Origin of the sequence: Seohaeicola saemankumensis (genome assembly GCF_021021435.1) — a bacterium.
Taxonomy (GTDB): Bacteria; Pseudomonadota; Alphaproteobacteria; order Rhodobacterales; family Rhodobacteraceae; genus Seohaeicola.
Genome location: NZ_JAINWI010000023.1, coordinates 11,276 through 28,445, shown reverse-complemented (window position 1 = coordinate 28,445; position 17,170 = coordinate 11,276). Strand labels below are relative to the sequence as shown.

Below are 17,170 nucleotides of genomic sequence, written 5' to 3'. Positions count from 1 at the left end.
CTCAGGCCATTGTGGAAATCGTGCGCCGGAACCGCAGAAGCGCAATCGCGAACAGAACCGCGCCTATGGCCGCAAGGGCCAGGAACTGTGGCCAGACGATGCTAATGCCAGCGCCGCGGTAGAGGATTGCCTGGGCCAGCATCACGAAATGCGTATCGGGTGCCGCAAGCATCAGGGCTTGCATGATTCCGGGCATGCTCTCACGCGGCGTGACCCCCCCCGAAAGCATCTCCAGCGGCAGCAGAACGATGATGAGAAGCAGTCCGAATTGCGGCATCGAGCGCGCGAGTGTGGCAAGAAAGATTCCCAGCGATGTCGTGGCAAACACATGCAACGCCGCCCCTGCCAGGAACAGAACGACCGAACCTTCGACCGGAACGCCAATCCATCCCTGAACCACCAAACCGATCGATGCGGCCGAGGCGATGAGAACCACAAGCCCCATGGACCAGACCTTCGAGATCATGATCTCGAACGGGGTGACGGGCATTGTCAGGAGGTGTTCGACCGTTCCGCGCTCGCGCTCGCGGATCAGGGCGGCGCCGGACAGAATGATCGAAAGCAGGGTGACGTTATTGATGACCTGCATCACCGAACCGAACCAGGTGTTGTCAAGCTCTGGGTTGAAGCGCGCCCGAAGGACCAGATCGACCGGCAAGTCCGTTGCACCGTGGTGTCGGCTCGCGAACTCCCGGACTTCCGCCGTGACGATGGCCTGGACATAGCCGCTGCCGGTGAAGGCCTGGGTGATGCGGGTTGCATCAACGTTGAGTTGCGCCGTTACCGGATGCCCGGCCAGGATATCGCGTTGAAATCCGGCAGGGATGACCAGCGCGAAAGTGTCCCGGCCCGCATCCATCCGCGCGTCCATGATGTCCGGATCAATCAGTTCGGGCGCTGCGAAGTAAGGTGAATGGAACGCTCCGGCGATGCGGGAGGACAGAGGCGAGCGGTCTTCGTCCACGATGGCGATCTGCGCCCTGTTCAGCAACTCCGGCATCGCCGTCGCCCCTGCATACACCCAGAAGGTGAAAGCGAACAAGATCAGCACGAGCATCACGGGATCGCGCAGCAGACTGCGCAGTTCCTTGATCCCGAGGTGCACAATGTTGGTGACGCGCATCGACTAACGCTCCTGTTGGCCGAGGAATAGAACTGCTGCCGCGACCAGAAACGGAACCGAAAGCGCCAGTGGCAAGAAGGCGCCGCGAAGGTCGGCATAGCCCAGTGCCTTGGAAAAGGTGCCGCGCGCAATCGTCAGGAAATGGCTGGTGGGATAGATTTCGCCGATCACGCGACCGAACCCTTGCAGCGCGGAGACAGGGTCGACCAGTCCGGTGAAACTGATCGCAGGTAGGATCGTCAGAACCGCCGTACCGAACATCGCGGCAGGCTGGCTGCGGGTGAAGGCGGAAAAAACAAGCCCGATCGCCGTTGCCGCCGAGACATAGAGCAGCGCCCCAGCCGCCAATGTTGCAAAGCTGCCAGTCAGTGTCACGCCAAAGACTGTAACCGCCAGTGCCGTCAGCATCAGGAAGCTTCCCATCGACAACACGACATAGGGAATCTGCTTGCCCAGGAGGAATTCGAGCCGCGTCGTCGGGGTGACGTAAAAGTTGGTGATCGAACCAAGCTCCTTTTCCCGCACGACGCTGAGTGAACTCAGCATCGCCGGGATAAGCAGCAACAGCAGCGGAATGACGGCCGGCACCATGGCATCCAGACTGCGCAGGTCGGCATTGTAGCGGAAGCGGATCTCGGTAGTGACAGGCCCCGCCAAGGCATCGACATAACCGGCGTCACGGGCGCGCAGTTCCAGCCAGTGCAGATGTATGCCCTGCACATAGGCCTGCACGGTTCCGGCCAGCGTTGGCATGGCGCCGTCGATCCAGGCCCCGATGGCGACTGGGCGCCCGCGTGTGATGTCGCGCCCGAATCCATGCGGGATTTCCAACGCGAGGCTGATCTCTCCCGCGCGCATACGCCGGTCCAGATCGGCGTAATCTTTGATCGGAGATCGCTCGATGAAATAGCGCGACCCCTGAAGGTTCGCCGTGTAGTCCCGGCTGATCGCAGTCTGGTCATTGTCGAGCACGGCAAAGGTCACATCCTCGACATCGAGGTTGATGCCATAGCCCATGACAAACATCAGGATAGCGCTGCCGAGAATTGCGAGGGTCATTCGCACCGGGTCGCGCCAGAGTTCCAGCGCCTCGCGCCGCGCATGGCTGAACATCCGGCGTGGATCGAACCATCGGTGCCAACCGCGCGGCGCCCGCCCGTGGCCTTGCGGCACCGCGTCCGAGGACAGGGGGGCGGCGCGCAACACTGCGTGGCCGTCCGCAGCCTCCAAATGGTGAATGAAGGCATCCTCCAGCGTGGCGACCCCGACCTCCTGTGCCAGTTTTGTCGGGGCACCGGTCGCCAGAACCTTGCCCTCGTGCATCAGCGAAACGCGATCACAGCGCTCGGCCTCGTTCATGAAATGGGTCGAGATGAAGATAGTCACGCCCTCGCCCCGCGACAGCTCGATCAGGATGCGCCAGAACTCGTCGCGCGCGCCAGGATCGACGCCCGAGGTCGGCTCGTCCAGGATCAGCATTTCGGGGCGGTGAATCAGTGCGACGGCCAGCGACAGGCGCTGGCGCAGTCCGAGCGGCAAGCGTTCGGGCAACTTACCGCGCACCTCAGCAAGATCGAAGCGCGACAGCATCTCCGCGACCCGGGGCGCGATCTCTGGCTCCGGCATCGCGAAGAGGCGCGCATGGAGCGTGAGGTTCTGCTCGACCGTCAGTTCCCGGTAAAGCGAAAAGCTCTGCGACATGTAGCCGACCCGCCGCCGGGTGGCCAGATCGTGCGGGTTCACCTCGGCGCCGAACAGGCGAACCTTGCCCTCGCTGGGCGGCAGAAGCCCTGTCATCATCTTCATCGTCGTGGTCTTGCCGCAGCCGTTCGAGCCGAGAAAGCCGAAGATCTCGCCCCGCTTCACACTCAGCTGCACCCGGTCCACAGCGTTGAAATCGCCAAAGCGCATGGTCAGGTCATGCGCCGCGATCGCCGGCTCGCCGTCATGCCCTTCGCGCGGGATGATCTCGACGGGCTGGTAGGAGCGCCGCTCCTCCTCGGGCAGAAGGCGCAGGAAGGCTGCGTCCAGGGAGTCGGCCGCGGTCGTCTTCAACATGCTCTGCGGGCTACCAGTCGCCAGGATCCGGCCACCGTCCATCGCCGCGAGCCAGTCGAACCGGGCCGCCTCCTCCATGTAGGCGGTGGCGACCAGCACGCTCATGCCCTCACGCGCCGTGCGTATCGAGGCGATCAGGTCCCAGAACTCGCGCCGCGACAGCGGATCGACGCCGGTCGTGGGTTCGTCGAGGATCAGCAGGTCCGGGTCGTGGATCAGGGCCGAACAGAGCCCCAGCTTCTGTTTCATCCCGCCCGAGAGCTTGCCCGCGGGTCGGTCGATAAAGGGATAAAGCCCCGTGGCCCGGGTCAGCACCTCGATCCTCCGGGCGGATTCAGCGGCGTCATGACCGAACAGGCGGCCGAAGAAGTCGATATTCTCGCGCACTGAAAGGGTGGGATAGAGGTTCCGGCCGAGGCCCTGCGGCATGTAGGCGATGCGCGGCCCTACCTTGGCGCGGTATCCTGCACGGGTCATGTCGCAGCCCAGTACCTTAATGCGTCCGGTCTGCATCCGGCGCACCCCGGCCGCCAGCGCCAGCAGGCTGGACTTGCCGACTCCGTCGGGGCCGATAAGCCCAGCCATGCAGCCGGCCGGAACACCGAGGCTGACATCGCTGAGCGCATGGACCTTGCCGTAGCGTAGGCCGACGCCGTCGAACCGGATGACCTGATCATCCGTGGTCATTGCGGCAGTCTTGGCAGAAGTTCGGGAGGCCAATCCCCCGAAGGGTCGATACGGACATAGGCGGTGCCCGGCAAGCCGGTCTTGACCAGTGCCGCGTGCCGGAGGAGCAGGTCCGGGTCGATCTGGGCACGGATGCGGAACATCAGCTTCTCGCGCTCGGCTTCTGTCTCGACTGTGCGCGGCGTGAACTGCGCGACGCTGGCGACGAAGGACACCCGTGCGGGAATCACGAATTCCGGCGCCGCATCGAGTATCAGCCGCACCTCGTCCCCCAACGCCAGCCTGCCAGCCCGCGCGGTAGACAGGAAGAAGTTCATGTGCACATCGGCCAGATCGACCATGTTCACCACCATGCCGCCGGGGGGAAGCACCTCGCCCGGTTCGGCCACGCGATACTGCACCCGCCCGTCGCGGGGTGCCCTGAGCACAGTATCGGCGAGCTCCGCCTCGATCCGGGCGATCGTGGCCTGGGCCGCCTCAACGCCAGATCCGGCGCCGATGACATCTGACCTCGCTCGCTGGATCCCAGCTTGAGCCGCCGCAAGCTGTGCCTCGGCCGCAGCGACGGCGGCGCGCGCCGCCTGATGAGCGGCCCTGTCGTCGTCGAGGCGGGACTGTGGCGAGGCGCCCGTGTCGGCCAGTCCCTCGCTGCGCGCAAGTCGGATGGCTGCGGCCTGCAGCTCCACCTCGCGCAATTCGACCTGCGCCTCTGCCGCGCGAGCCTGTGCCTCGCTTTGGGCGACACCGCTTCGGGCAATCTCGACCGCTATGCCCGCGCGAGATAGATTCGCTTTCGCCTCGCGCAGCTGGGCCTGCAATGTCGCCGAGTCCATCACTGCAAGCTCCTGGTTGGCGGTGACGAATTCGCCTTCAGCGATCAGGACGGATCGCAGGCGTCCTCCATTCTTTGTCGCCACGTGGATCTCGACCGCCTCGATGCGCCCGTTGGCCGAGACAACCCCGTCGGGCAACGCAGCCGGTCGAAGCAACCACCAGCCCGCGACCATAACGCCCGCCAAGATGGCCACAATTACCACCAAGCCTGGAAACTGCCATCGAGTGAATTTCATTCCACTGCCTCTCCGGCCATCTCTTTCGGCCAACTGCGCGGGGATAGATCGCTCCGCTCGGCAGTGCCAAATACTCCCATCTGAATTTGCCGACTTTGATCTCGGTCACTGTGTCCAGGCCGAGTCCGCCTATAGTTTGTTTGCGCCGGGCCGCACGCGACGTGCCGTCCATGCTGGCGCGGCGTAACGGATTGGGCGACGGTTGGCAGGGCTGAAGTTCGGTTTTTTCGCATCGAGAATCAAGACCGAATAGAAAGGTCCGGCCGATTCATTGGCTTTTATTGAGCTGTGTAATATCCACGGGCAATGCAGACAGGAAGGAAAGAGATTGATGACAGAGGAAGTCGAAAAGGGGCAGCACCCCGATGCCTCCGATCTCAGGCGGCAAGGGCGCGAAGCGGTCGAGGGGCCTCAGGCCACCCGCGAGGCGGTGCGCGATGTGGTGATGCGCGCGCTGTCGGACCGACCGCTGGAAGAGGGCCAGATTCGCGACGTCTTGCGCTCGGTTCTTGAAGGGGCCGCGGAGGTCGTGCCGGAAGACGAAGCCGAAAGTGTCGAGGCGCTCCGGCAGACAGTGGCCGGAATCGACGATGCACTGGAACGTGCCGCGATGGCCTCGAAGCTGGCAATCGAGGAGGCGCGCAGCCAAGCAGCCGCGTTTTCCGAACAGGATCTGAGGCGCGCCGTCGATGATCTTGCCACACTAGACCGGCTCTATTTCGAGGCGCTGGTCGCGGTGGTGAAAAGCGGGACGAAAGTCTCGGCGCGCATTATTGGCGATCTGGCCGAACATCTGCAACACTCCGGCACGCGGACCGGTACCGCGGTGCGCGAGGCGCTCGCAGCGCTGGAACGGCCCCATGCCCCGCATGTCGCGCCAAGACCCTCAGACATTGCCCACACGGCGCGGGCCGGCGCCGCAACAATCGCCGCGATCGGCAGCGGCATCCTGGCCGGGCTGGCCGATACGCTGGGGCCGCGGCATGACAAGGACCGGACTGAGCCGCCCGAAAAGGACGTCTGAGCATGTCCGTTGTACTCGGCGTCACGCCCGATCTACGGCGACTGGGCGATCTGGTTGCGGTTCTGGCGCGATACGGTTTTTCCGAGACACTGGAGCGCGCCGGCCTTTCGCGTCGGTGGCACAAAACCGGATCGCAGAAAGCCGGTGACGCCGACAGCAGCGGCCTGACCTCAGCTGAGCGGCTACGCCGCGCGCTTGAAGAGATGGGACCAACCTTCGTCAAGCTGGGGCAGATCCTGTCCACCCGGATCGACCTGTTTGAGCCCGACATCATCGCGGAACTCGAACGCTTGCGTGATCGTGTGCCCACCGTGCCCTTCGCTGAGCTTGCCGCCGAGGTCGAGGCCGAACTGGGTCAACCGCTTTCGGCGATCTTCGAGAGGATCGACACCAAACCCTTGGCCGCTGGCTCCATCGCGCAGGTGCATGGCGCGCGGCTGGCAACGGGCGAAGAGGTTATCCTCAAGATCCGTCGCCCTGGCATCCGCCGGGTGATCGAGTCCGACCTGCGCCTTCTGCGTCACGCCGTCGGCGTGGCGCTGGCCGAATGGCCAGATCTTGTGCGCTATCACCCGCACGAAATCCTGGCCGAATTCGCCCGGTCGATCCGGGCCGAACTGGATCTGGCCAACGAATGCCGCAATGCCGAACGTGTAGCCGCCGGATTCCGCGACCGGGCCGACATCCATGTGCCGCGCGTCCTCTGGGACTGGACTTGCGAGGTCATGAATGTGCAGGAGCGCATAGAGGGAATTCCCGGCGGCGATCTGGCTGCGGCACACGGCGCCGGGCTGGATCTGAAGAGGATCGCCGCGCGTGGGGCGGATGCGGTGCTGCACATGATCCTGGAAGAGCGCTTCTTTCATGCCGATCCCCATGCGGGCAATGTGTTCTTCCTGCCCGGCAACGAGCTGGTCTTTATCGACTTCGGCATGGTCGGTCACCTGTCGCGAAGGCGCCGCGACGAACTGGTCGATTTGCTCTACGGGATCGTGGAGCGCCGCCCCGACCGCGTGGCGCGGATCCTTCGCGACTGGGCCGGAGCCGATGCGCAGGACGACCCCACGCTGGAAGTCCGGCTCGAGGCGTTCATCGACCGGGTATATGGGCGGCCACTTGGGGCGCTGAACCTTTCCGAACTCGTCTTCGACCTGACCGCGCTGATGCGCGCGCACGACCTTGCCCTGCCGCCGGATCTCACACTGCTGGTCAAAGCCTTCGTCTCACTCGACGGAATGGGGCGGCAACTCGACCCCAGCTTCGACATGGTCGCCACCGCCCGGCCGATCCTCGAACGGTTGATGTGGCAGCGCCACGGCCCGGAGGCGATGGCGCGCGCCGCCCGGCAGGGCCTGGGCGACAGCGCCCGGCTGGCCGCGCGCCTGCCAGGCGATCTGACGCAGCTTCTGGACGCCGCACGGCGCGGACGGCTAGGATTGCGGGTGGAACTGGCTGAGATCGAGCGGATCGCCGAGAAGATGCGCCAGTCAGTCACGCATTTGACGCTGGCGGTGGTGGTCGCGGCGCTGACCGTCGGCTCCTCGATCGTGACGGCAGCTTCGGGGGCGGACCTGCCGTTCGGGCTGGCCAGCTTCGCGATGTTGGGGTTTTTCGGGGCGGTGATCGGCGGCTTCATCCTGCTCTGGTCGATCTGGCGCAACGGGCGGAAATAGGGGGAGCGCATGGTTCGGATCGGGCTGGCCCTTGGTAGCGGCGGCGCACGCGGTTGGTCGCATATCGGCGTGCTGCGGGCGCTAGAAGACGCAGGGATGCGTCCGGATGTCGTGGCGGGTACCTCGATGGGCGCGCTTGTCGGGGCCGCGTATTGCTCGGGGGCGCTCGACCGGCTGGAGGATTTCGCGCGCGCGGTCACGCCCTTCTCGATGGCGCGGATGATCGACCTCGACTTGAGGGCCGGAGGGCTGGTGGCCGGAAATACGGTCCTGCAGACGTTGGAGACACTTGGCCTGCGCCCCGGCTTCTCCGAGCTTGACCGGCCATTCATTGCAGTGGCCACAGACCTTTATCGTGGGCGTGAACTTTGGCTGCGCGATGGCGCCCTCTTGCCCGCGGTGAGGGCCTCGATCGCCATTCCCGGCATTCTCACGCCGGTCCACCACGACAATCGCTGGCTGATGGACGGCGGCATGAGTAATCCGGTGCCGGTCTCGGCCTGCCGCGCGCTCGGGGCCGACATCGTCATCGCCGTCGATCCGAATGCTGGCAATCTTTCCTCACACAGCAGCGCTTCCCGGCGCAGCCTGCTTCCGCAGGTCAACGCCGAGGTGCTGATCGGCCAGCTGCCACGGCAGTTTCAGCCCGCTGCGGCGGCCTATCTGGCGAAGGGCCCCGAAGTGGTTTCTCAGCCTCCGGGATATATCGAGGTGCTGTCAACGGCGCTCGACGTGATGATCGACCAGATCCGCCGCAGTCGCCTTGCCGGAGACCCGCCGAACGTCATGGTCGATCTGAACCTGTCCCATCTGAATGTTCTCGCGTTTCATGAGGCCAAAGCCGCCATCGAACAGGGCTACACCGCGATGAAAGATCGCTTGCCTCGCGTTCTCGCAGAGCGCCGGACCTTTTCTTGAAGGTTGCTCGGACAAACACCACACAGTTTTCCGGCGAAGAACGGGACGCCGTCATTCCGCCGCAGATGAAGTTTTAGTAAAGGCGCCCTCGGCCTCCCAGCGGTGCGCGATGGCACCAAGCGTATCGAGTACGCCGCGCAGCTCCGCGCCGCGCTCGGTGAGCCCGTAGGTGACAGCGGGCGGGATGGTCATGGCCTGCTCGCGCCAAACGACACCGGCATGTTCCAGCATTCGCAGTCTTTCGGTCAGGACCCGCGTGGAAATGCCGGGTACCAGGCGCTTGATCGCACCGAAGCGCTGCGGTCCCTGCTCGGACAGAACCCACAGGATGTAAATTGTCCAGGGGCCGGTAATGACCCGCAGCATTGCTTCCATGGGGCACGATGGGGGCAGGACGGTCTTCATTGCGGCAATCCTTTCGCTCATAGGAAGTTAGTTACTTTATAGTGCCTACTTTCGTTTCTGAAGTATAGTCATTAAACATACCTACAGCGGAAAAAATTGCTTCACAAGTTGAAGGCAGCTAGGAGAATGGCAATGAGTGACAAGACAGCACGGTATGTCTACTGGATCGCGACCGGGCTTGTGGCGCTGGTTTATCTGGGCGGCGCGGGTTTCTACATCTCATCTTACGATATGGTCGCGGGCATGTATCGTGAGGTGCTGGGGTATCCCACCTACATAATCTGGCCGCTGGCGATCTTGAAGATCATCGGCGCGGTGACCATCCTGTGGCGCCCTTCGGCGATGTTGGCCGATTGGGCCTATGCGGCGATGTTCTGGCATCTGGTGCTGGCCTTCGGGGCGCATGTCGGCGCGGGCGATCCGGGCTGGCCGCCTGCTGTGGTGGCCTGGGTGCTTCTGATCGTGTCGTGGCTGATCGCGAACCGCGTGCGCGCGGTCAAATCGGCCTATGCACCGGTGTCCTCTGCGGCAGCAAATTGATCGGACTCCGGGCGGGCGCGGCATCGGGGGTGTCCTGCTGCGCCCGGATCTGGAAAGGATGATGACATGACGAACAGGCAACCTGCGGTATTCCTTCCTCACGGAGGCGGGCCGTGCTTTTTCATGGACTGGAACCCGCCCGACACCTGGGATCGGCAGCGCCGGTTTCTTGAGGCTTTCTCGGCGGACCTGCCGGAAAGGCCCAAGGCTCTACTGGTGATCTCCGGCCACTGGGAGGAACGGATCTTTACCATTCAGACCAACCCCGCGCCACCGTTGCTGTTCGACTATAACGGATTTCCGCCGCATACCTATCAGCTAACCTGGCCAGCGCCGGGCGATCCCACGCTGGCCTCCCGCGTGCGCGACCTTTTGAAAGGTGCAGGGTTCGCGACGGGCGAAGACGCTACGCGCGGTTACGATCACGGGGTATTCGTGCCACTGAAGGTGGCGTTCCCGGATGCAGATATTCCCACCGTCCAGCTTTCCCTGCGCGCCGATCTCGACCCGGAGGCGCATCTGGCGGCGGGCCGGGCGCTGGCGCCCCTGCGTGACGAGGGGGTTCTGATCATCGGCTCGGGCAACACCTATCACAACATGGGGGTGATGATGCGGGCGATGCGCGGCGGTGCGACCGGACCTGTCGCGGGGTCCGAGTTCGACCGGTGGCTGACAGACGCCGTCACGCAGGATGATCCCGTCCGCCGAGACGCGATGCTGGCGGCCTGGGCCGAAGCCCCGGGCGGGCGCGAGGCCAACCCGCGCGAGGAACACCTCATCCCGCTGCATGTCGTGGCCGGCGCAGCCGGGGCCGATCACGGCACCAAGACGCTGGAAGATCATGTCATGGGCGCTGTGGAAAGCGCCTTCCGTTTCGGGTGACACCATGAGTTTCGAATTGCCGTTGCGCACGGGCCCGCGTCCGACGACCACCGATTGCGCCCCCCATGAACAGGTGTCGCAGAACTCGCCGCCGGAGATCCATGCGTTGTTCAAGCTTCGCGCCTTCGAACTGCCCTTCGTCGAACGCCGTCCCTCCGGCATCTCGGTGCCGGGCGCCGAGGCGCTGGTACTGCCACATGCGCACGCATGCGGCCCGCGCGAGGCCTTCATGATCGGTCGCGAATTTGCTCACGTGCACCCCGGCTATGATGGCTCGTCGCATCTGATGCTGCCGCTGCCGATGGTCGAGGAACTGATCGCCAAGGGCTGGGGTGAGCCGCATCCGATGGCGCGGCAAGGCGTCATTCCGGCCAACGCGGTCATGGCTTTCGCCCCGCGCGACGAGGCCGAGATCGATGTGATGCTGCGGCTCTTGCACAGTAGTTGGGACTTCGCCCGCGGCAAGCTGGCGAACCCTGCACCCGTCCAAATCCACGGCTAAGGGCAGACGGCCCATCACCAGACTTCACTTCTTAGGAGACAAACCATGAGCAATATTCAGAACGGACCCTTTATTGTCACCGGCGCTTCCGGCCAGCTCGGCCGGCAGGTCGTCGAACTGCTGGTCGATGCCAGCGCCAGTCCGATCGTTGCGGTGTCGCGCAATCCCGAAAAGCTGGCCGATCTAAAGGCAAAGGGCGTCGAGGCGCGTCAAGGCGATTTCAACGATCCAGCGTCGCTCGAACCCGCCTTCGCGGGCGGCAAGCGCCTGCTCATCATCTCGACCGACGATCTTGAGCCGGGCAAGCGGATCGCTGCCCATTCCAACGCCGTCGCGGCCGCGACGGCGGCGGGTGTCGATCATATAGTCTATACGTCGCTCACCAACCCGGTGTCAGACAGCCCGATTGGTTTCTCTTCCGACCATGAGGAAACCGAAAAGCTGATCGCGGCATGCGGTGCCGATTACACCATCCTGCGCAACAACCTCTATGCCGACCTCCTGCTGATGGGCGGCCCGCAGAGCATCGCGATGGGCAGTCATTATGCCGCCGCCGCAGAGGGCAAGACCGGCTATGTCTCGCGCGCCGATTGCGCCCGTGCGGCGGCTGCGGCGCTTATGACGTCCACTGGCAAGCAGACCCTTGATATTACTGGGCCGCAAGCCGTCAGCCAGGCCGAGATCGCGGCCATTCTGTCCGAGGTCGCTGGCAAGGATATTCCTTATGTTGCCTTGCCTGCCGAGGATCTGGTGCAGGCGATGATCGGCAACGGGTTGCCGGAATTCATGGCGCGGGTCTTCGTCTCCTTCGACGAGGCGATTGCGCAGGATTATCTCGACGTGGCGAGCGACAACCTGAACACCCTGACCGGCCAGTCGGGCCAGTCGGTTCGCGACTTCCTGTTGGCGAACCGGGCCGCACTGCAGACCCCACCGAGCTAGGATGATCACCATGCGGCTCTACAACGCCAACTTCTCACCCAATACCCTGCGCGTACGCGCCGTGGCATTCGAACTGGGGATCGACCTCGAAATCATCGAGGTCGATGTCTTCAAAGGTGACACCCGCGCCGCAGACTTCCTTGCGCGCAACCCCAACGCCAAGGTGCCGGTGCTTGAGGATGGGGATTTCGTGCTGTGGGAATCCCGCGCGATCTGTACCTATCTGGCCAGCCTGAAGCCGGACGCGGGGCTGGTTCCGTCCGACCCGAAGTCGCGGGGACTGATGGAACAATGGGCCTGGTGGCAAGCGATCCATCTGGGCCCCGCAATGCAGAAATTGTCCTTCGAGTTGTTCCTGAAGGAGAAGTTCGGCATGGGCGAACCCGACGCCGCGGTGATCGAGGCCGAGCGCAAGGCCACCGATCAGTTCCTGGACGTGCTGGAACAGGGACTGGCCGGGCAGGACTGGATCGTGGGTAACCTCAGCCTTGCGGACTTCTACCTCGCCACAACCTTCATGTATCGCAGTCAGGCAGGTATTGCGCTCGAAGCCCGGCCCGCCGTCGCCGCCTGGATCGAGCGGCTGGAGGCGCGGGAAAGCTGGCAAAAGGCAATGGCGCCCCTGAACGCGGCCCTGGGGCTCTGAGCGGCGCACAAGGAGAAATGCACATGGAAATCGGCCTCTATACCTTTGGCGATGCCGGTACGAGTCGGGTAACGGGGGCGACTGTATCCCCCGAAACCCGGCTGCGCCACCTTGTCGAGGAGATCGAACTGGCCGATCAGGTGGGACTCGACGTCTTCGGCCTGGGCGAGCACCATCGCGCCGATTACGCTGTCTCGGCCCCGGCAATGGTGCTCGCGGCCGCCGCGACCCGCACCCGGCGGATCCGTCTAACCAGCGCCGTCACGGTGCTGGGCTCGGAGGACCCCATCCGCGTGTTCCAGCAGTATTCCACGCTCGACAACCTGTCGAGTGGCCGCGCCGAGGTGATGGTCGGGCGTGGGTCGTTCATCGAAAGCTTTCCGCTTTTCGGTCAGGAACTGGACGATTACGATGGGCTCTTCATTGAAAAGCTGGGAAAGCTTCTGGCCGCCAACGAAGATGAGATCCTGGATTGGCCCGGCACGACGCATACCGTTCCGGTTCCGCAACGCGGTGTCTACCCGCGCCCGGTCCAAAAAAATCTGCCAATCTGGGTCGCGGTTGGTGGAACGCCGGACTCCGTGGCGCGGGCCGGTCAGATGGGCCTGCCGCTGGCGCTCGGTATCATCGGCGGACAGCCATCGCGCTTCGCGCCCCTTTTCGATCTGTATCGACGCGCCGCCACGCAAGCCGGGCATGACGCCGGCGTCCTTGAAACATCGCTTAACCTGCACGGTTTCGTGGCCGACACACGGGATCAGGCGCTGGAAAATTTCGCCCCGGCCTATGCCGAGGTGATGACCCGGCTTGGCGCCGAACGCGGCTGGCCGCCAATGAGGCGACCCCAGGTCGAAGCTGCCGCAGCGCCGGGCGGGTCGCTGTTTCTCGGTTCGCCAGATGAGGTCGTGGATAAAATTCTCGCCGCACACGAACTCTTCGGCTTTTCGCGCATATTGTTGCAGATGGCCATTGGCGCGGTCGATCACGCCGCCCTGATGCGGGCTATCGAACTTTTTGGCACCCGCGTCGCGCCGGAAGTACGCAAGGCACTTTCTTAAGAAACAGATTCATTCGTCAGCGCCCGAACGCACGCCCGCAATGGGCTGCATGTTGGCGGGTGGTAGATACCATCGTGTTCTGATGGAATGCCCGAGCCGCTAACCTCCCAGGGCGATGTCTGAAGGCTTGATAATCTAACATATGTTAGATAAAGATTGTCAGGTGTCGCGTAGCCCTTAATTGTGAGATGGGAAATCCAACGAAATCAACGGCTGAGCTTTGCCCTTAAATATGAGATTTTGCCTTTAATTCTGATATTTTTTCCCTTAAACCTGAGACAGGGTTCACAGACATTTGCGGCAAATATCGATGAATGATGATGGCGAAGACTGCGTTGCTGTTGGTGCTGAAGAGGCGCGCAGGGCCGCGGTGCTGCGCCCTCTTGTTCAGGCATATCTCAATGGGACTGGCAGCCTGGAACGTGGCATCAATGACGCCGTTTGGGAGCTTGGTGTCAGCAGGGCGACGGTCTGGCGTTGGATAAAACGGTTGGCGGAAGAGGGTGGGCGCACCAGCGCTCTGGCTCCGCGGAAACGGGGCCGCCCGACCGGGACGATGTTAATATCCAGCAAAGTCGAAGCGGTAATCGAGGAGCACCTTCGCCGCTATTTCTTGCGCCGGGAGCGTTCGAGCTTGTCGCGCGTCGTGACAGAAATCCGCAGCGCTTGCTGGCAGGAGGGCTTGCAACCGCCGACACGGCGAACGGTTCAGCGTCGTCTGGATGCGATGGATGCCCGCGAAGTTGCGAAGGCACGAGAGGGCGCAAAGGCGGCCCGCCAGAAGTTTGCGCCGGTCACAGGTGAGAACAAGGCCAGTATGCCACTGGAGATCGTCCAAATTGATCATACACCGGCGGACATCATTCTTGTCGACGGCTTTGAACGCAAACCAATTGGGCGGCCTTGGGTCACGCTGGCGATCGACGTCGCAACGCGGATGGTGACCGGATATTACACCTCTCTCGAGGCACCTTCGCGTCTGTCAGTGGCGCTTTGCCTGACACAGGCGGTGGCCCTCAAGGAGGAACTTCTTGCGGAATTGGCGTGCGATGTTCCTTGGCCGGCACAGGGCAAACCGCAGAGTGTCCATGTCGACAATGGCCGCGATTTCCGGTCGCGCGCCTTTCGGTCGGCCTGTGCGGATTGGGGGATCGATCTGGTCTATCGACCGCCAGCAAGTCCTCACTTCGGTGGTCACATCGAACGGTTGATCGGCACCATGATGGGGGCCGTTCACCTGTTGCCGGGAACAACGCAATCCTCGATCGCGGCAAAGGGCGACTATGACGCCGAAAGCAAGGCCACGATGACGTTGAGCGAATTCGATCGCTGGTTTGCTCTGGAAATCTGCCGTTACAACAACAGCATTCATTCAAGTCTTGGCTGCACGCCCGTTGCCAAATGGGAGGCGCTCTCAGAGCAAATGACAGGCGACATCCCCTTCGAGATGGAAGCCTTTCAGGTGAGCTTCCTGCCGAGTGAACTGCGCAAGATCAGGCGTGACGGCATCCATCTGTTCCAGATAAGGTACTGGTCAGATGCCCTTGCAGGCCACATTGGGCGCGGGGATGGAAAGGTGGTCGTTCGCTACGATCCTCGCGATATCTCAATGATCTGGGTCGAACTGGACGATGGCCGGTATGTTGAGGCGCGGTACAGAAACCTGGAAATTCCGCCCGTCTCGCTCTGGGAATATCGCGAAGCGATGAGGAAGGCCCGTGCCCTTGGCAAGTCCGGGTCTAATGAGCTGGTGCTGGCTGAGCTGATCCGACAGCAACGCCAGATCGAAGCTGAAAGCCGGGGCCTGACGAAGGCCGAACGCAGAACCCGTGAAAGAAAAGGGACATTGAAGGGCACGAACTCGGCCGTCTCGACAACCGAAGGGCTGCGCCCGATCGATACGGGTGATACATCGCGCCCATTGTTCAAGGTGGAGAGATGGTGAATTGAGGGCAGGGACAACTGAAGAAGACGGCCGGATCGCCCTCATTCAATCGGATATCTGGATCGGCTTTCCTCGGGCGGAACAGGTGTTGGACCGCTTGCAGGGCATGATCGAAGCGCCACGACAAACCCGTATGCCTGGGCTTCTTGTGCATGGCGCCTCCGGGATCGGAAAGACGATGATTGCCCGAAACCTGTCGCGCAAGTACGCACCAGAATACGATCCGGCGTCGGGCATCACCCGCACACCGCTTCTGCTGTTGCAAGCGCCGCCCGCACCTGATGAACGGCGGTTTTACCTGCACATCCTGGCCGCCGTCGGCGCCCCGGCGACGGCTCTTAGCGCCCGCGCTCAAAATGTGGCTTCCCTCGAAGTCCGTGTCATCGCGCTCTTACGCGACCTTGGCCTGCGGATGATCATGATCGACGAGGTCCACAATCTCTTGGCCGGGACCCACCGCGAACAGCGCCGATTTCTCAATGTCCTGCGGTATCTCAGCAATGAACTCGAGGTGTCACTGGTCTGCCTTGGGGTCAGCGAGGCCGTCGATGCTATTCGCGGTGATATCCAGCTTGCCCGACGGCTGGACGAACATCATCTGCCAAACTGGCGCGACGATGCCGAGTTCTCGGACATGATCCAGACCCTTATTGCTGCCATGCCACTGGAAAAGAAGTCCAACCTGAAGGTCAAATCTCTCAAGCAGGTCTTGGCACTGACCGGTGGGGTGACCTCGCGCATCTTCGCTCTGGTCAAGGATCTTTCCATCGACGCCATTATCACAGGCGAGGAATGCATCACCGATGACGCAATCGCAAAATGGACGCCGGTTTGGTCGCGCCATGCGAACCCCCATCGGCGGCTCCAGAAGTCCCGGGTGTGAAGCCGCACCCGCTGCCCAAGACTGTCGCGCCGCTGCCAGACGAGTTGTTGTCAGGTTGGTTGTCTCGGCTGGCGGCGGCCAACTACTGTGATGATGCGGAACTACTGGCTCATCTCAGAATCGATACCGCGCATGGCACCGCCTTGGACTTCAACGTCGACGCGGCTGCGGCGGCGAAGATTGCCAACGCCGCACGGGTTAACCCAGATGTTGTTCGATCTTTGACCTTTCCGGCAATGACGCCACGAGAAGCCTCGCTGACGGCTCAGATGCCATTCCAGCATTGCATGCAATGCGCCAGAGAGGGCCTTTCGCTCAGGCATTGGAGGCGGGCCTGGGCATTTGACTGCCAAGTTTGCGGGACGAGACTTGTGCAGACCCTTGGCAAACTCCGTGAGGAACAAATATCTGGAAAACTGATATACCGAGCGCGCCGCGGGGCAGAGATGCTTGAGTGCGCCGCGCGCTCGCGCGGCCCCAAGCAACTTCGGCGCGCAATGCGCGCAGTCACCTTTGCCATGTCACTCAAAACCTTCCGCGGGGATCCGTCGTTCGCTGTCCAGAACCCCAGATCGGAAGTTAGGCTGTTCTGCCTCGCCGCAATCGCCGCCGCTCGATCTCATCCCTTGGCTAAGGCAGCCATCGTCAGCAAAAGCATCGACGACTATGCAAGGGTTGCTCTCTTGCGCGCCTTCGAGAAGGAGCCTCGATTGCTTGCCGCGGTTGATCACATCGCGCAAAGGTGCGCGAGAAACAGGGGCCCCATGACAGCCGTATCTCACAATTAAGGGCAAAAATTGTCGCCAAACGCGTC

At 62.8% G+C, this 17,170-nt stretch carries 16 protein-coding genes; 12 read left to right on the top strand and 4 right to left on the bottom strand.

The genetic code is table 11. The annotated features are described in order from the left end of the window. Window position 1: 1 nt before the first annotated feature. From K7H22_RS18380 to K7H22_RS18370, 3 genes are read right to left on the bottom strand one after another with little or no spacing between them, the layout of a single operon-like run. Window positions 2–1,123, bottom strand: a complete 1,122-nt coding sequence (locus K7H22_RS18380) for an ABC transporter permease (protein ID WP_230802298.1) — start codon at window positions 1,121–1,123, stop codon at window positions 2–4. A 3-nt stretch (window positions 1,124–1,126) separates the two neighbouring features. Then, window positions 1,127–3,868 carry a ribosome-associated ATPase/putative transporter RbbA gene (gene rbbA, locus K7H22_RS18375; RefSeq protein WP_230802297.1) on the bottom strand — a complete coding sequence of 914 codons (2,742 nt, stop codon included), beginning with the start codon at window positions 3,866–3,868 and terminating at the stop codon, window positions 1,127–1,129. Then, complete coding sequence (locus K7H22_RS18370; RefSeq protein WP_230802296.1) at window positions 3,865–4,938, bottom strand: HlyD family secretion protein; 1,074 nt, start codon at window positions 4,936–4,938, stop codon at window positions 3,865–3,867. The genes rbbA and K7H22_RS18370 overlap by 4 nt, the downstream gene beginning before the upstream one ends. Before the next feature lie 331 nt (window positions 4,939–5,269). On the opposite strand from K7H22_RS18370, the gene K7H22_RS18365 reads away from it, so the two are divergent. From K7H22_RS18365 to K7H22_RS18355, 3 genes are read left to right on the top strand one after another with little or no spacing between them, the layout of a single operon-like run. Next, window positions 5,270–5,962: a DUF6781 family protein gene (locus K7H22_RS18365; protein ID WP_230802295.1), complete on the top strand. Its 693-nt coding sequence runs from the start codon at window positions 5,270–5,272 to the stop codon at window positions 5,960–5,962. Between the two features lie 2 nt (window positions 5,963–5,964). Further along, window positions 5,965–7,635, top strand: coding sequence for an ABC1 kinase family protein (locus K7H22_RS18360; RefSeq protein ID WP_230802294.1), 1,671 nt, complete (start codon window positions 5,965–5,967; stop codon window positions 7,633–7,635). A 9-nt stretch (window positions 7,636–7,644) separates the two neighbouring features. Beyond that, complete coding sequence (locus tag K7H22_RS18355) at window positions 7,645–8,553, top strand: patatin-like phospholipase family protein (RefSeq protein ID WP_230802293.1); 909 nt, start codon at window positions 7,645–7,647, stop codon at window positions 8,551–8,553. 51 nt (window positions 8,554–8,604) lie between these two features. Here the strand turns inward: K7H22_RS18355 and K7H22_RS18350 are convergent, their stop codons facing one another. After that, window positions 8,605–8,958, bottom strand: a complete 354-nt coding sequence (locus K7H22_RS18350) for a winged helix-turn-helix transcriptional regulator (RefSeq protein WP_230802292.1) — start codon at window positions 8,956–8,958, stop codon at window positions 8,605–8,607. 132 nt (window positions 8,959–9,090) lie between these two features. Here K7H22_RS18350 and K7H22_RS18345 point away from each other — a divergent pair, with 132 nt between their 5' ends. From K7H22_RS18345 to K7H22_RS18305, 9 genes are all read left to right on the top strand, one after another. Then, the gene (locus tag K7H22_RS18345) at window positions 9,091–9,498 is read left to right on the top strand and encodes a DoxX family protein (protein ID WP_230802291.1); all 408 of its coding nucleotides are present in this window, start codon (window positions 9,091–9,093) and stop codon (window positions 9,496–9,498) included. A 66-nt stretch (window positions 9,499–9,564) separates the two neighbouring features. Continuing rightward, entirely contained in the window at window positions 9,565–10,380 is an 816-nt protein-coding gene (locus K7H22_RS18340; protein WP_230802290.1) for a DODA-type extradiol aromatic ring-opening family dioxygenase, read from the top strand. Window positions 10,381–10,384: 4 nt separating this feature from the next. After that, entirely contained in the window at window positions 10,385–10,882 is a 498-nt protein-coding gene (locus K7H22_RS18335; protein WP_230802289.1) for a luciferase family protein, read from the top strand. A 45-nt stretch (window positions 10,883–10,927) separates the two neighbouring features. Next, window positions 10,928–11,824, top strand: coding sequence for an SDR family oxidoreductase (locus K7H22_RS18330; protein WP_207020709.1), 897 nt, complete (start codon window positions 10,928–10,930; stop codon window positions 11,822–11,824). Window positions 11,825–11,834: 10 nt separating this feature from the next. After that, window positions 11,835–12,470 (top strand): glutathione S-transferase family protein, encoded by a 636-nt coding sequence (locus K7H22_RS18325; RefSeq protein WP_230802288.1) that lies wholly within the window; start codon window positions 11,835–11,837, stop codon window positions 12,468–12,470. Between the two features lie 23 nt (window positions 12,471–12,493). Then, window positions 12,494–13,528 (top strand): Atu2307/SP_0267 family LLM class monooxygenase, encoded by a 1,035-nt coding sequence (locus tag K7H22_RS18320; protein WP_230802287.1) that lies wholly within the window; start codon window positions 12,494–12,496, stop codon window positions 13,526–13,528. A gap of 310 nt (window positions 13,529–13,838) precedes the next feature. After that, window positions 13,839–15,473 carry a Mu transposase C-terminal domain-containing protein gene (locus K7H22_RS18315; protein ID WP_230802286.1) on the top strand — a complete coding sequence of 545 codons (1,635 nt, stop codon included), beginning with the start codon at window positions 13,839–13,841 and terminating at the stop codon, window positions 15,471–15,473. Beyond that, window positions 15,433–16,356, top strand: a complete 924-nt coding sequence (locus tag K7H22_RS18310; protein WP_245897677.1) for a TniB family NTP-binding protein — start codon at window positions 15,433–15,435, stop codon at window positions 16,354–16,356. The genes K7H22_RS18315 and K7H22_RS18310 overlap by 41 nt, the downstream gene beginning before the upstream one ends. Further along, a complete protein-coding gene (locus K7H22_RS18305; RefSeq protein WP_207186718.1) occupies window positions 16,293–17,144 on the top strand; it encodes a TniQ family protein in 852 nt (283 codons plus the stop codon). The genes K7H22_RS18310 and K7H22_RS18305 overlap by 64 nt, the downstream gene beginning before the upstream one ends. Window positions 17,145–17,170 lie beyond the last annotated feature (26 nt).